At 64.6% G+C, this 14215-nt stretch carries 14 protein-coding genes, 1 tRNA gene and 1 pseudogene; 11 read left to right on the forward strand and 5 right to left on the reverse strand.

Annotation, left to right across the window (positions count from 1 at the left end):
• Positions 1-1397: ISNCY family transposase (locus QZ588_RS00005; protein ID WP_295538483.1), on the reverse strand; the 1397-nt coding region annotated here is incomplete at its 3' end.
• 853 nt (positions 1398-2250) lie between these two features.
• Between QZ588_RS00005 and QZ588_RS00010 the strand changes: the two genes are divergently transcribed.
• The 4 genes from QZ588_RS00010 to QZ588_RS00025 all read left to right on the forward strand — a co-directional run bounded on the left by QZ588_RS00010 (position 2251) and on the right by QZ588_RS00025 (position 6691).
• Positions 2251-3168 (forward strand): DUF1566 domain-containing protein, encoded by a 918-nt coding sequence (locus QZ588_RS00010; protein ID WP_295538242.1) that lies wholly within the window; start codon positions 2251-2253, stop codon positions 3166-3168.
• A gap of 255 nt (positions 3169-3423) precedes the next feature.
• On the forward strand, positions 3424-4614 hold the full coding sequence (locus QZ588_RS00015; protein ID WP_295538244.1) for an IPTL-CTERM sorting domain-containing protein: 1191 nt from the start codon (positions 3424-3426) through the stop codon (positions 4612-4614).
• Between the two features lie 278 nt (positions 4615-4892).
• The gene (locus QZ588_RS00020) at positions 4893-5987 is read left to right on the forward strand and encodes an AraC family transcriptional regulator (protein ID WP_295538247.1); all 1095 of its coding nucleotides are present in this window, start codon (positions 4893-4895) and stop codon (positions 5985-5987) included.
• 101 nt (positions 5988-6088) lie between these two features.
• Positions 6089-6691, forward strand: a complete 603-nt coding sequence (locus QZ588_RS00025; RefSeq protein ID WP_295538251.1) for an AraC family transcriptional regulator ligand-binding domain-containing protein — start codon at positions 6089-6091, stop codon at positions 6689-6691.
• Between the two features lie 36 nt (positions 6692-6727).
• Here QZ588_RS00025 and QZ588_RS00030 read toward each other — a convergent pair whose 3' ends face one another.
• The 3 genes and pseudogenes from QZ588_RS00030 to QZ588_RS00040 form a co-directional block, all read right to left on the reverse strand.
• Positions 6728-7060: a type I restriction enzyme endonuclease domain-containing protein gene (locus QZ588_RS00030; RefSeq protein ID WP_295538486.1), complete on the reverse strand. Its 333-nt coding sequence runs from the start codon at positions 7058-7060 to the stop codon at positions 6728-6730.
• Positions 7061-7220: 160 nt separating this feature from the next.
• Positions 7221-8885, reverse strand: a pseudogene (locus tag QZ588_RS00035) (type I restriction endonuclease subunit R); the annotation flags it as partial.
• Between the two features lie 91 nt (positions 8886-8976).
• Positions 8977-9213 (reverse strand): transposase, encoded by a 237-nt coding sequence (locus tag QZ588_RS00040; protein ID WP_295538253.1) that lies wholly within the window; start codon positions 9211-9213, stop codon positions 8977-8979.
• 111 nt (positions 9214-9324) lie between these two features.
• On the opposite strand from QZ588_RS00040, the gene QZ588_RS00045 reads away from it, so the two are divergent.
• The 7 genes from QZ588_RS00045 to QZ588_RS00075 all read left to right on the forward strand — a co-directional run bounded on the left by QZ588_RS00045 (position 9325) and on the right by QZ588_RS00075 (position 13788).
• A complete protein-coding gene (locus tag QZ588_RS00045) occupies positions 9325-9465 on the forward strand; it encodes a hypothetical protein (RefSeq protein WP_295538255.1) in 141 nt (46 codons plus the stop codon).
• Between the two features lie 73 nt (positions 9466-9538).
• Complete coding sequence (locus QZ588_RS00050; protein ID WP_366929518.1) at positions 9539-10825, forward strand: integrase arm-type DNA-binding domain-containing protein; 1287 nt, start codon at positions 9539-9541, stop codon at positions 10823-10825.
• 279 nt (positions 10826-11104) lie between these two features.
• Positions 11105-11476, forward strand: coding sequence for an AlpA family transcriptional regulator (locus QZ588_RS00055; RefSeq protein ID WP_295538257.1), 372 nt, complete (start codon positions 11105-11107; stop codon positions 11474-11476).
• Positions 11477-11490: 14 nt separating this feature from the next.
• Positions 11491-11787 (forward strand): helix-turn-helix domain-containing protein, encoded by a 297-nt coding sequence (locus QZ588_RS00060; protein ID WP_295538260.1) that lies wholly within the window; start codon positions 11491-11493, stop codon positions 11785-11787.
• A gap of 92 nt (positions 11788-11879) precedes the next feature.
• Positions 11880-12446, forward strand: a complete 567-nt coding sequence (locus tag QZ588_RS00065; RefSeq protein WP_295538263.1) for a hypothetical protein — start codon at positions 11880-11882, stop codon at positions 12444-12446.
• 276 nt (positions 12447-12722) lie between these two features.
• On the forward strand, positions 12723-13052 hold the full coding sequence (locus QZ588_RS00070) for a hypothetical protein (protein WP_295538265.1): 330 nt from the start codon (positions 12723-12725) through the stop codon (positions 13050-13052).
• A gap of 334 nt (positions 13053-13386) precedes the next feature.
• Positions 13387-13788 (forward strand): hypothetical protein, encoded by a 402-nt coding sequence (locus tag QZ588_RS00075; protein ID WP_295538266.1) that lies wholly within the window; start codon positions 13387-13389, stop codon positions 13786-13788.
• Positions 13789-14030: 242 nt separating this feature from the next.
• Here the strand turns inward: QZ588_RS00075 and QZ588_RS00080 are convergent.
• Positions 14031-14120 (reverse strand) — tRNA-Ser (locus tag QZ588_RS00080).
• Positions 14121-14215: the final 95 nt, after the last annotated feature.

The raw sequence follows: 14215 nt of genomic DNA on the forward strand, positions 1-14215 counted from the left end.
CCGTCGATGCCGTGATCGCGACAGAGGTCCAAACCGTGAGCCTCCAAAGCATTGATGGCTGACTCGATGGCGGAGTGGCGATGACGCAGGCGGATGAATTCGGGATCGCGCTCGTGCGCCAATTCGGCTTGACTGCGCTTGCCCTTTTTCGGCATCACCGCCATGGCGACGACATCGGCCAAGTGTGCCTGGTTGTCTTTGCTGTGAAAGCCCTTGTCCATGCTGAGGCTGTGCACGCCGCAGAAGCGCGCGCGGGTGCCCTCGACCAGGTCGATCGCGACCTGGTCATCGGTGATCTTCTCCATGACGTGATGGTGGAGAATAAAGCCGTACTGGTCTTCACTGACGGCAACACGCAGCCCCAACTCGACCGGGACGCCGGCTTTGCCCTTGCTGATCCATTCCGTGTGGGGCTGGAAGATGGAGAACACCTTCTCGTGGTGAGGAATGCGCTCGCCGCGGAAGATGCGGCGGCGAATCTGCTCGATCTGGCGTTCGCCGTGGGCGATCCAGCCATCGAGCGGCTCCAGCTGCGCCGCCGGCATCCGACAGCCGATCAAGAGCTTGGCGCGGGTCTCGGCGGCCCGCGTCAAGAAGCGCTCGGCCAAGTCCAGGTAGTCGTTGTAGCCAGCCAGAATCTCGGCCTCACGCGCGGCGCGCTTGTCGCCATCCTTGGCGCGCGAACGCTTCAGGCGCTGGGTGTGCCGATAGGCCTTCTTCAAGCAGCGTTGGTTGTAGGCCGCTTGGCGCCAATCGCTCAAGTCCTGCTCGTCACAGAGCTGCGCGCAGGTCGCAATGACCTTGCGTACCGCATCCAGTAACAGGTTAGTATCGGTCGGGAAATGCACATCGGTCTCGACGACGAAGGAGTCACAGCGCACGGCGAGCCCGTCGTCCGGACTTTTTTTTACCAGGGCGTGACCGGCATCGACCACGATGCGATTGATACGATCGAGCACCTCCGGCGTGAACAGGCGCAGATTGTCCCGCAGCGTCTGCAGGCTGTAGCGGGTGTCGTCCGCCCAATCGCCGTGGCCGAGCATCTGGCGGATCGTGCCATGCTGGTTGGCCAATTCCTGAATCCGGTCATAGTCGGCATTCAGCGCCAGGCGCAGACTCCCGAGCACCAGGATCTTCCATTGAACCATGCCGGGACGACCGCGCTCGCGGTCGACCGCTCCCTCGCCATCGGCGGCGCGCGGTAATACCTCGGCGAGCACGGCGAACACCTGTTCGCGCACCTCCGGCGTGACGTAGATGTATTGCAATCCCCGCAGAATGCGGGGAATGTCATCGCGCGAACGCGCGTCGATGTCGATGCGGGCGATGTCTTGCTCGCCGAGCTTCAGCTGCGGGTCGATGACTTGGCGCATGGGGATTGGAATGACGAAGTTGATGAAGCCCGTAGGCCGCCTATCGTAGCGCGATGCCGGTCTTCTTGCCGCGCGGAACCTGTTGCCGAGAGAAATCAGTGCCTTAGCGCCAGCCGCCCGCGGCGACCGCAGCGCACCTTCCCTGAGAAAGCTCGATCTTCGATCATGGGGACAGATCGCAAGCCACTGTTCCAAAAGTAAAACGGGCTTCTCGTTCAGGCACTAGGTATGACGATCGCGCGCGGAAGGCGGGCGGGAAATCACGTGGTACGCGCAGCCCGGAGAAGAACCCAGGCAAGTTGACAAGCAGGGCATCCTCGGTGGCGCCGAAGCGGCAAATGTCCCCCTGACCGGCACAACGGCTCGTAAAAGGCGAGGGTGAGTGCCAGGGGACGAGGTGTCCCCTTCGAAGGGGTGTGTAATCAGCGCGTGTTTAGCGCCGATGGGTGTGGAGTGACCGGTGAGTAGCGTCGTGTCTACGATTGGAGCAGACAACTCGTAACAGTGAAGGGGTAAAGTGGACCGCCGAAGTTTCCGGGGTCTGACGCCGGCAGACACAGCGCGGCCTGGACCGCAGGATGTTCGGCGGAGTTTACGCGTGATGCGGCACGCCCCCCTCAAAACTCCCCACTACCTGCCCACGCAGGCCCCCGAAAACCGAGCAACTGCAGCCATGCAATTGGCGCGTTCCACCAATCGCCTGTACCCATCTGTTGCATTAAGCTATTCAGCCATCGATCCCTAGCCCCCGTCGACGGTCGGGGTGCTGCCCCGCCCGGCCCCGCCCCGGCTGGCCCGGCCCCGCCAGATCCAGCCGGGTGTGGCACGCACCGCGCCCTCGACGTCCAGACCCACCGATGCCAACAGGAGACTTGTCATGCCCTGGAGCCCAACCCCCACCGCCTACCACCCTTATCTGCGCGCCCTCAGCGGCGCGAGCGCCGTCGTGCTGCTGCTGAGCACTGGGGCGGTGGTTGCCGGCGAGCTGGACCCGCCCGGGGGGCCGGGCAGCGAAGCCAGCGCCCTCTACACCCTGCAAGACCTCTACAACCGCCTCGACACCGGCGAGGAGGGAGCCAAGCGCGGCGCTGGCTTCGCCGAGCCCACCAGCGGTCCCACCGCGGGGACCATGCACGACCTCGATGCCATCATGGACAAGATGCCCGAAAAGGACGACACCGACGGCGCCAAGGCGGAAGATGTCACCAAGGACAAAACCTTCTGGGGACTGACCGATGGTGAGTGGGGCCAGCAGACCGGCACCCTGAACCCCGAGACAGCCCCCTGCAACTGCGACGGCGACGGCGCCAGCATCTGGAAAAATGACCAGCAGGAAGGCACCCGCTGGTGCGACAACGGCGACGGCACCGTCACGGACCTGCTGGGCCTGATGGCGGACGGCAAGACCAAGGGCCGCTGCCTGGTCTGGCTGAAAAAAGCGGACTGGGGCGGGCAAAAGTTGTGGATCGATGGCAACAACGACGATGGAGCCAACACGCGCGCCGGCATCCTGTCCGCCGATACCGACGGCGCCGGATTGAGTGACGGCTCGGTGGTGGGCGACTGGCGTTTGCCGACCCTGAATGAGCTCCAGGTGCTGACAGCGGATCCTGAAAAGATCTTGAGTGGCTCGCCTGGTCCGTTCACCGACGTGCAGCAGAACTTCTACTGGTCGTCTACGTCCGTCCCGGGCCGCGCCAGCGACGCCTGGTTCCTGAACCTCAACAACGGCCGCACGGGCAACATCGATAAGGCGCAATTCTTCTATGTCTGGCCGGTGCGAGGCGGACAATAGACGCTTTGACCCTTCGTGCGCTTTGGCCCTTTGGGGGGTGCAGGGGGGGGCCCCCCCTGCTGCGCATTCGATCATGTCTTGTTCATTGATTGCTTTTGTCAATGGTCATGGCCGACAAGCGGAGCGCGCATGTGCTCGGGCGCTGACCCAGGACACCGACACGCCACACCGAACCGACACGCCACACCGGCCCGCGGCGGCGCCCGCCGCGGCGCCCGCCACAGCCTGACCCGATTGATTGGAGGACGCCGACCCATGACCGTCACGCATCCCGCGCGCGAGCGCGCCCATTGCCATCCCCATCGCCATCGCCACCACCGCGCACTCGCCGCGGCCACCCTGGCCATCGGCGCCGGCGGCCTCATCGGCCCGGCCACGGCCGCCGTCATCGCCGACAACGACCCATACGCCTGGAGCGAAAACGCCGGCTGGCTCAACTTCAAGGCCGAGAACGGCAATGTCCAAGTCTACGCCGACCATCTGGAGGGGTACATCTGGCACCAAAACCTGGGCTGGATTCGCCTGGGCACCTACACCGACGGCGGCAGCCACCGCTACACCAACACCAGTGAAACCAACTACGGCGTCAACCGCAACACCAGCACCGGCGCCCTGTCCGGCTACGCCTGGAGCGAGAACGCCGGCTGGCTCAACTTCGGCGCCACCGATGGCAACGCCAGCGTCGAGCGCAGCAGCGGTGCCTTCAGCGGCGCCGTCTGGAGTCAGAACGTCGGCTGGATCAGCCTCAGCGGCACGGTGCAGGACGCCACCAGCACCCCCTACGGCGTCGGGCTGGCGCAGGAGGCCGGCGCCTGCGGCGACGCCGCCGACGTCGCCACCCTACAGCCGCCGAGCAGCGAACTCTGCGCCGGCGGCTTCCCCGGCACCGTGACCTCGGCTAACGGCGTCCACCGCTGGACCTGTGCCGGGATCAGCGGCGGCGCCGATGCCCAATGCAGCGCCTCCGGCGGCAGCGATGGCGGCGGTGGCGGTGGTGGCGGTGGCGACGGCACCGTCACCTTCGTCGCCAGCGCCGGCGGCTGCACGGTCGAGGAGGCGCAGGTCATCAGCCCGCCGCGGAATGGCCCGGCGGGCCTCGTCATGCCCTACGGCGTGGTGGACTTCAGCCTGAGCGGTTGCAGCGCAGACAGCGCCACCGTGGAGCTGACCTTCTCCGGCCCGGTGGCGGGCCTGACGTACTGGAAATACATCGACGACGCCTGGACGCCGATGACCGACGGCGTCACGCTCGCCGGCAACACCGCCACCCTCACCATCGCCGACAACGGCCCCTTTGACGCCGACGACAGCAAGGGCAGCATCGACGACCCCAGCGGCCCCGCCGCCCCACCCGAGCCCATTCCCACCCTCTCGGTGTGGGGCCTGCTCGCCAGCGCCGGCCTGCTGGGCCTGTTCGGTGCCTGGCGGCAACGGCGGCGGCGCTGAGGCACCCGCGCCGGCGCCGCCCTGGCGCGCCCGCGGGCTACAGGCGCGCGGGCGGCATTGGTGCGTGCGCCGATCCTCGCATCAGCGGCGGCGGCGTGCCACCGCTGCGGCAAGACCCCCGCCGAGCGGATCAATCCGGTTTCAGTGCGGCTCGGCCGAGCGTAATAACCGCCCGGCGCGTTCCCGGCATCCCCGGCATTCCCGGCAAAACGGGGCAATGACGGGGCAGTCATTGGTAAAACGCGCCAATTTGAGGGCAAAGTGCGCCAAATTGGCTAATGGCGCGAATCGCCTGTAGCAACGGCATGGTCGCGGTGGTAGCGTTGCCTGATCGATCGTTCAGGACAGATACCATGCAACAAAAAGCTTATCCTTTATGGGCCCCCCTGCACGCATTCAGACTGATGCGGCTGGACCTCTCCCAAATCCTGCTGTATGCCGCATTGGACCCGGCGCTGCAGTTTATTGACACCGCAACCGGTGGCGAGGACGCGATCTATCGTCTGTTCGCCGCGGCGGCGCGAGTGGATGGCAGGCCCGACTTTGGTCTGCGCCTGGCCGTGGCCTATACGCGCGTGCCCTGCGGCGTCGCCTATTACGGCTTTCATGCCGCCGCCAATTTTGGCGCCGCCCTCAGGCTGCTGGTCAAATACAAGGGCGATGCCTCCCCCAACATACTCACCCGTACCCGCGATAGCCGATATGTTTCGCTGTACCACGCCGGCCCGCGGCCGGACATGGACAGCGTGGACGCCCTGCTGACATTTTCGTGGCTGGTGGAAATGCAGCGCGTCATCTACCGCCACCCCGCAGCGCCTGCGCTGGTGACGCTCACAGCGCCGGTGCCGAACATGCCGCTGTACGAGCGGCATCTGGGCTGCCGCATCGATCTCGCCAGCACGAACAGCATCAAATACACGCATGCCGCGCTGCGGGCGACGCGGTCGACATCGCCGACCCTGCAAGCGTTCCGGAATCATGTCGACGCCCGTAAGCTGGCGGCCGACACGGCCGAAGAGGACCCGGGCTTCGCCGCCCTCGTCAAAGCCTGCATCCAATGCAATATCGACACCGGCGAGATCAAAACGACGGATATCGCCGTCTCGCTCTGCACAAGCCCGCGCACGTTGCAGCGCCGGCTCGCAGAGGAAGGCGTTTCACTGAAAGCCCTGCAGAATGATGTTCGCCGCGAGCTTGTATTGGGCCTGTTGCGGCGGGAAAGCACCACCGTCAGCGAGATTGCCCAGCGACTGGGCTACGGGGATCCGAGCACCTTCTTCAAGGCGTTCAAGACCTGGTACGGCACCACCCCGGCACAATATCGCCTCGCGCGCCATCAAGTTGCCAATGGCGCAGATCGCCTATGGCCCTGACATCGCCGCGGTGGTGGCGTTGGCTGATCGACTGTTCAGGGCAGGCACTCATGCGACAAAAAGCGTATCCCCTATGGGCCCCGCTGCATGCATTCAGACTGATGCGGCTGGACCTGTCCCAAATCCTGCTGGATGCCGAATTGGACCCGGCGCTGCAGTTTATTGACGCCGCAACCGGTGGCGAGGACGCGCTCTATCGTCTGTTCGCCGCGGCGGCGCAAGTGGATGGCAAGCCCGACTTTGGTCTGCGCCTGGCGCTGGCCTATACGCGCGTGCCCTGCGGCGTCACCTATTACGGCTTTCATGCCGCCGCCAATTTTGGCGCCGTCCTCAGGCTGCTGGTCCAATACAAGGGTGATGCCTCCCCCAACACACTCAGCAGCAGCAGCGATGAGCGCTATTTTTCGCTGTACTACGCCGGCCCGCGGCCGGACATGGAAAGCTGGAGCGCCGTGGTGACGTTTTCGTGGCTGGTGGAAATGCAGCGCATCACCTACCGCAACCCTGCAGCACCTGTGGTGGTGACGCTCACAGCACCGGTGCCGGAAATGCCGCTGTACGAGCAGCATCTGGGCTGCCGCATCGATCTCGCCGACACGAACAGCATCAAATACACGCATGCCGCGCTGGGGGCGACGCCGTTGACATCGCCGATAATCGGCCGAATTGGCGCAGCCTGGCGCGCTGGCTTCCGTTCCGAGTAGGGTCAGGCCGTATGGGACAGCAACTGGAAAAATGACTCACGCCACCCAGCTTTTTGACCACACCTCGGCCTGCGCCAACACGGTCTGCACGGCGGCGGCCTGCAGGTCGGGCGGGTAGCCGTATTTCTTGAGGATACGCTTGACCAGGACGCGCATCTTGGCGCGGGCGCTCTCGCGGTGGGCCCAGTCGACGGTGACGTTGCCTTGGAGCTTCACCAGCGGTTCGTGGGCGATGACCTTGAGTTCGTCGCTGCCCATGACCTCGACGGCGCTTTCGTTCTCGGCGAGGGCGTCGTAGAAGGCGAGCTCGTCTTGGCTGAGTCCTTCGGCTTCGCCGCGGGCCTGGGCGGCGCGCAGGTCCTTGGCCATGTCGATCAGTTCTTGCAGGACTTCGACGGTGCTGATGGCGTTGGTGTGGTAGCGGGCGATGGGCGCGTTTCTTGGCGGTGTCGTCGCTTTCGCGCGCGGCGGCTTCGTGCTGCTTGGTCAGAATCCACTCGATGGCCTGGCCCATCAGGGCCAGGCGTTCGTTCGCGGTGCCGGTGAGAGCGGCCTGGTAGTCGAAGCCGTGGAACACCGCTTGGACGATTTCGAACTTCTCGCGCATCACGGCGACGGCTTCGGCGGTGTCGACGCCGGTGCGCTCGCGGTCGGAGGGCGAGTATTGGCCGAGGGCCTCTTTGAGGCGTTGGGCGATGCCGATGTAGTCGACCACCAGCCCGGCGGGCTTGTCGCGGAAGACGCGGTTGACGCGGGCGATGGCCTGCATGAGCCCGTGGCCGCGCATGGGCTTGTCGACATAGAGGGTGTGCAGCGAGGGGGCGTCGAAGCCGGTGAGCCACATATCGCGCACGATCACCAGCTTGAGCGGGTCGTTCGGGTCTTTGGCGCGAAGGGCCAGGCGCTCGCGCTTGGGCTTGTTGCCGATGTGCGGCTGCCAGTGCTCGGGGTCGGAGGCGGAGCCGGTCATCACCACCTTGATCGCGCCCGCGTCCTCGTCGTCGCTGTGCCAGTCCTCGCGCAGCGCAACGATGGCCTGGTATAGGGCCACGCAGATGCGCCGGCTCATGCAGACGATCATGGCCTTGCCGTCGAGGGCCTCGAGACGGCGCTCGAAGTGCTCGACGATGTCGGCAGCGACGTGGTTGATGCGGTCCTCGGCGCCGATGAGGGCCTCGATGCGCGACCACTTGCGCTTGAGATTCTCTTCGATCCGGTCGTCGTCGGCGTCGTCGGTCAACTCGCCGAGCTCGGCGTCGATGACCGGCTTTTGGTCCTCGGGCAGCTCGATGCGCGCGAGGCGGCTCTCGTAGAAGATCGGCACCGTGGCGCCGTCCTCGACCGCGCGGCTGATGTCGTAGATATCGATGTAGTGGCCGAACAGCGCCGGGGTGTTGACGTCTGCGGCCTCGATTGGCGTGCCGGTGAAGCCGATGAAGGAGGCGTTGGGCAGGGCGTCGCGCAGATGCTTGGCGAAGCCGTAGCCGGCCGCGCCGGTCTTGCTGTCGACCTTGGCCTGGAGCCCGTATTGGCTGCGGTGGGCCTCGTCGGCGATGACCACGATGTTGCGCCGGTCGCTGAGCGCCTGGATTTGACCCTGCGTCCCATCGGGCCCCGCCTCAGGCGCGAACTTCTGGATGGTGGTGAAGATCACGCCGCCGGAGGCGCGCTGCAGCGCGGCGCGCAGATCGGCGCGGCTGTCGGCCTGTTGCGGGCTCTGGCGGATCAGGTCCTGGCACATCGCGAAGGTGCCGAACAGTTGATCGTCGAGGTCGTTGCGGTCGGTGATGACGACGATGGTCGGGTTGGCCATCGCCGGGTGGCGCACCAGTTGGCCGACGTAGAAGGCCATCAGCAGGCTCTTGCCGGAGCCCTGGGTGTGCCAGATGACGCCGATGCGGCGATCGCCGCGTTGGTAGTCCTTGACGCCGGGCAGGCCGTAGGCTTCCGGGTCTTCGCGGAGATTGGCCTGCGCGGTGGGCGGCCAGCTCGGGAGGCGGTCGCGATCGGTGAGGGCCAGCGCGCGCAGGGTTGAGGCGACGGCGCGCAAGACCGCGTGGTATTGGTGGTAGCCGGCGAGGATCTTGATCAGCCCGTCGTCCTTGCGCCCGAAGACGGTGAACTCGCGCGAGATCACGCTGCTGCAGGCCGACCTGAAGGCCCGCAAGCGTCTCGGCCGGCTGGCCGAGGTCATCCATCGTGCGATCCCGTATACGGTGATCCTCGCCTTCTCTCACTTGTGCAGGTTCAGGGTTTTGAGAATGCTGTCGAGTATGACAGCCCGATCAGCGCGTCGGTGAGTGGAAAATCGTCTCAGGAGTCTCGGCGCTGAGGATGCGTTTGGACCATTGCAGCAATTCTTCAGGCTGTGCTGCCGCGATGCGCTCGCGGTGCGCTTCAAGCGCCGCTGAGCCGAATTTTTCTTCCAGCAGCAGCATCAAGATCGTTGCTTCACCCTGCTGCATGCCCAGAATCTTCCCCTTCTCAATGCCCGCACGTTCAACGGTGGTCACATACGGCATACGCTGTTACTCCTCGTGGGCATTAAAGTGGACCCCATGTCCAGGACAGTCTTCTGGCATGAGCTGAACAAGGTGCTGTCGCATGCGGCCTGATCTGACACGCACCGGTTCATGAAGCTCAAGTTCAAGGCCCAGCCCGACCAGATCAACGCGGTGGCGTCGGTGGTCGACTGCGAATGTCAAAAAGTGGCGGAGAGGGTGTCCGGTTTTATAGTGTTCAAGGTGGACCACACAGTTCCGCAAGTAGCCTGATATATCTAGCAAAGTGTTCCGTTACTGTCCGCCATAGTCTAGTTTAAGCCGTGTCGCAGAGGTGGACCGAAAGGTGGACTGGCAGACAGACCACCTGCAGGCCACCGTCACCGAGGACAACGACATGGCGAAACTGACAGCACGGCAGTGTAGCAGCCTGCCACCTGGCAAGCACAACGACGGCAACGGCCTATGGCTCGTGGTCACGCAGGCCGGCAGCAGGAAGTGGGTCTTGCGGCTCACCATCGACGGCAAGCGGCGGGAGCTGGGTCTCGGCAACCTGAAGACCACCAGCCTGAAGGACGCTCGGCACAAGGCCGATGAAGCACGCTCACAGGCCGCACAGGGTATCGACCCGGTTGCGGCGCGGCGGCAGGTCGAGGCGAAGGTGCCGACGTTCACGCAGGCGGCGGCGAGCTACATCCGGTCGCATCGTCGGTCCTGGCACAACCGCAAACATGCTCGGCAATGGCCGCGGTCGCTGAAGACCCATGCCTGTCCCATCATCGGCTCGAAGCCGGTCGACGCCATCACCACCGAGGACGTGCTGGCGGTCATGACTCCCATCTGGCAGACGAAGACCGAGACCGCATCGAGGGTCCAGGGCCGCATCGAGGCCATTCTCGACTATGCCGCGGTCCTGCAATGGCGAGACGCCAGCAATCCGGCGCGTTGGCGTGGCCACCTGCAGCGGTTGCTGCCATCACCGGCGAAGGTGAAGAAACAGCGCAACGGCGGCACCGCTCGCCACCATCCGGCGCTCCCGTACCACCAGGTTCCGGTCTTCGTGGCGCAGCTGCGCACGCTCGGCAGCATCAGCGCCATGGCGCTGGAGTTCGCCATCTTGACCGCCGCTCGCACCAGTGAGGTGTTGCTCGCCACATGGACTGAGGTCGACCAGGAAGCCGCCGTATGGACCGTACCGGCGCAGCGGATGAAGGCAAGGCGAGAGCATAGGGTTCCGCTCAGCAAGGCCGCACTGGCGGTCCTAGCGCGTGTCCCGCGTATCGCAGGCAATGAGTACATCTTTCCCGGCGCTCGCCACGGCAGGCCGCTCAGTAACATGGCGTTGTTGTCGGTCATGCGGCACATGGGCTACGGCGCTGGCGGCGAGCGTGGCGAAGCGGTCCCGCATGGGTTCCGGTCGAGCTTCCGCGACTGGTGCGGAGAGGTCGCCACCTTTCCGCCGAATGTCGCAGAGGCGGCGCTGGCACACGTCATCACCGATCAGACCGAAGCCGCCTACGCCAGAGGCGACTTATTCGTGAAGCGGCGTCGGCTGATGGAGGACTGGGCCGAATGGTGCGACCGCGGCGAAGCCGACAACGTGGTGGAGCTGCATCAGCAGGCGAGCGGATAACCGTCGGCGCAGCATCTTGTGCTCGGCTGGTGCGGCTGGCGCTAGATGTTGCGTTCCGGTAGATTCCGCGTTAGGCTTGGAGTAGCTGGACCACTACGGATAGATGCTGCGCGTCATGGTGTCCATGTCAGGATGAGAAGTGTAAACGGACCTTTTTGTTACGGAGACGCGCGGTAGTAACGGACCATAAGCCATTCAATAGTTCGGAATTACGGTATCGCTATAGACGGCGGCATCGGGCAGACAAGGACCAAAGTCAGAAGACCCGGCGGTAGTGAAATGGACCAACCGCACGACGTAGGCAACTTGTCTTGCCTGTTCGCGTGCGGCTGTCTGTTTTCTGGTCACGCGCGTTCAGGCTCAAATGGAGCTTTTACCGTGACCACATCACCTATCACCTTCCTTCGTCGACCGACCGTCGAGGCCCGCACAGGCCGCAAGCGTTCGGCAATCTACCAGGCCATCGCTGATGGCACCTTCCCGAAGCCGGTTCCGCTCGGCGCGCGCGCCGTCGGGTGGCCGGAACATGAGGTTCAAGCTATCCAGGCCGCTCGGCTGGCTGGCGCAGACGATGATGCTGTCCGCAAGCTCGTGGCAGAGCTTCACGAGGCGCGCTCAGAGGCCGCTCACGGCGGCGCTGCAGCGGCGTAGGCGGAGGTGCAACCATGACTGGAAAAAGAGAAGCCGCGGCGGCTGGCACCGCTCACGGCTCCGAGGGTATTGAGGCTGGCACCGCCTATTGTCCGACCGAGACCCGAGCAACGCAACGCCAGATACTCCTAGACCATCTTCGTCGGCACGGCAGCATCAGCACCATCGAGGCGCGGCTGCAGCATCACATCATGTCACCAGCATCGAGGGTGAAGGAGCTGCGCGACCGCGGCGAGCACATCCTCACCAGGCGGGACCGCCGCCAGCGTTGTGCTCGGTATCACCTGATGGTCGACCAGGCAGAAGGATGAGCGCGGACGACAACCTACCGGCGCGGCGCTGGATATGGCTGGTGTGGTCCAGGGATGGGCCACCGGCCGTAGTGCAACGAGCCATTCTGCAAGTGCTATTCGACTTCGTCATGACCAGCGGCAAAGCGTTTCCTGCAGAGGACACCATCGCTGAGAAGGTCGGCACCAGCGTGCGCACCGTTCGAGACCATGTCCAGGCGCTGGAGGCTGGCGGCTGGATTAGTCGGCAGAAGCTCGGCACCGACCGCGGTCAAGGCTGGCGGCGCACTGAGTACAAGCTCACATGGCCGCATGGCCGCAGTCCCGACACCGACCCATGGCTACAGCAGGTCGAGGAAAACCGTCTGCGCGCACGAGCGGAGTTCCGAGAAGATGCCGGCTGGGAAGATGGTCCTGACGAGGTCGAAACCGCTCCCGAGGCCACCGCGGTCCCTGAGAGGTTTCGGCACTGGAGTATCGACCCGCAGGCATGGGCCATGTATGTCGACCACCGCGCAGGTCTCGGCAGACCGATGAGCGAAGACGCGGAATATCAGGCGGCAAGCAAGCTGATGCGGCTGGCACCTGAGGACCAGCGGGCTTGCGTCAACGATGCCATCGAGCATGACCGCGTGGCGCTTCGTCATCGTGAATGGCCACCGAAATCCGGAACATGGTGAAACGTGCGGCAAGTTCTGCCGCACCTTTGAACGTGCGGCAAATTTTGCAGAAGGTGCGGCAAATTTTGCAGAAGGTGCGGCAACTTTTGCAGGAACGTGCGGCAAATTCTGCCGCAGATACTCTCATAGAGACTCTCAAGAGACAGTCACAGAGAGAGGGCACGCTCCCGCGTGCCGCACCTGCAGGCCGATGGCCAGAAAGCGGTCGAGTCCGCCACCGAGCACATCACCACCGAGCACATCGCCATCGCCTTGTATGTTACTGCGTAACGGCCTATGCTCCCGTTACGGCGTAACAGCACCACCGAGGGCATCATGGGCATGAGCGGCGCAGAGCGACAACGGCGATACCGACAACGACACCAGAGCAACGGCGGTCGACTGAATCTTGCAATCGACGCTCACGCGAAGGTCGTGCTGCAGCGGCTGGCCACCTGTTACGGCGTAACGCTCCGTGAAGCACTGGAGCAGGCGCTGGACCAGATGGAGATTCGGTTGCTCGATGCGCTCGACGCTGGCGAGCGGCGGCGATACTACGCAGGCGAGCTTGCGTTACGGCGTAACGGCGATGATGAAGACCCACCTGCATCATCCGCGGCATCGTGAAGCGGCATCGGCAGAAGGCGACGGCGTAGAAGGCCGCTCACGGCGCTGGCGGTCATGGCCTAACCCGATGGCCTAGGTCATGGTCGCCATCGGCTCTCTGAGCCGCTCAGGCGCTCAGGCGCTGCAGGACCAGACACGCGCACGCACGCACGCGCGTGCGCGCTCGATAGGGACTGCGAGAGCTGTACCTAATCTTTCCGAAGTGCTCCGGCGAAAATGCTATGCAGGACAATGGCTTGGGTCCCTTGAATCACCCTGCAGAGCGGGCCATTCACTGGGCCGTGTTTCCCTAGTCAAAGCATTTCCCGGCGCGGTTGCGGCTTGAGGATTATTGATGGACGAAGAACACAATCACCCGGTCGCCATCGAGGATGGTTTGACCGACCAGCAACGGCGCGGCGCAGAGCTTGCGGCGGCGGGATGGGCCGGCGTCGACATTGCCAGCGAGCTGAATGTGCGACCCGAGACTGTTTCGCGATGGCGAAAGCTCCCGGCGTGGCAGGCGGCGCACGAGGCCGTCGTGGCAGAGGTCCGCGGCGAGCTGGAAGGTGCGCTCACCGAGCTGGCAGGCGCGGCGCTCGGAGAGCTTGAGCAATTGCTGACTTACCGCCACGACCCTGGCATCAGGCTCCGAGCCGCGACGGCGCTCCTGCAGATGGCAGGCGTCGGTCGAGCACAACGTGGCACGTCCCGCGGCGGTCGCTTCGGCGCTGGTGCGGCGGCTGGCGGCGACTGAGCACCAGGACCACCACCTGCAGGTCTAGGTCGAGGCCATCTTCGACCAGCAGTTCCTGGTCATCTTCGGCGAGAAGTCCTGGTCATCTTCGGCGAGAAGTCCTGGCCATCTTCGTCGCCATCGGCACCGTTCGTCGGACCGCGAAAACGGGCCTAGCGTTGTCGCAAAGGTGGACTGAAAGGTGGACTGAGATTTTCCCGAGATTCTAAGCCGCTGAATCTAGGCGGATTTCCCTGGCAGTTTGGCGGAGAGGGTGGGATTCGAACCCACGGTACGCTCGCGCGTACACCTGATTTCGAGTCAGGCCCGTTCGGCCACTCCGGCACCTCTCCCGCTGAACCTGTGCTGGTGCGCGCCCCGCGGGGCGCGTGCGGGGCGTGGTTGGCCCCCGGTGGACTGGTTGTTGCAACGGGCCGGGACGTGGGTG

Origin of the sequence: uncultured Thiohalocapsa sp., from assembly GCF_913062725.1 — a bacterium.
In the GTDB taxonomy this organism is placed as follows: Bacteria; Pseudomonadota; Gammaproteobacteria; order Chromatiales; family Chromatiaceae; genus Thiohalocapsa.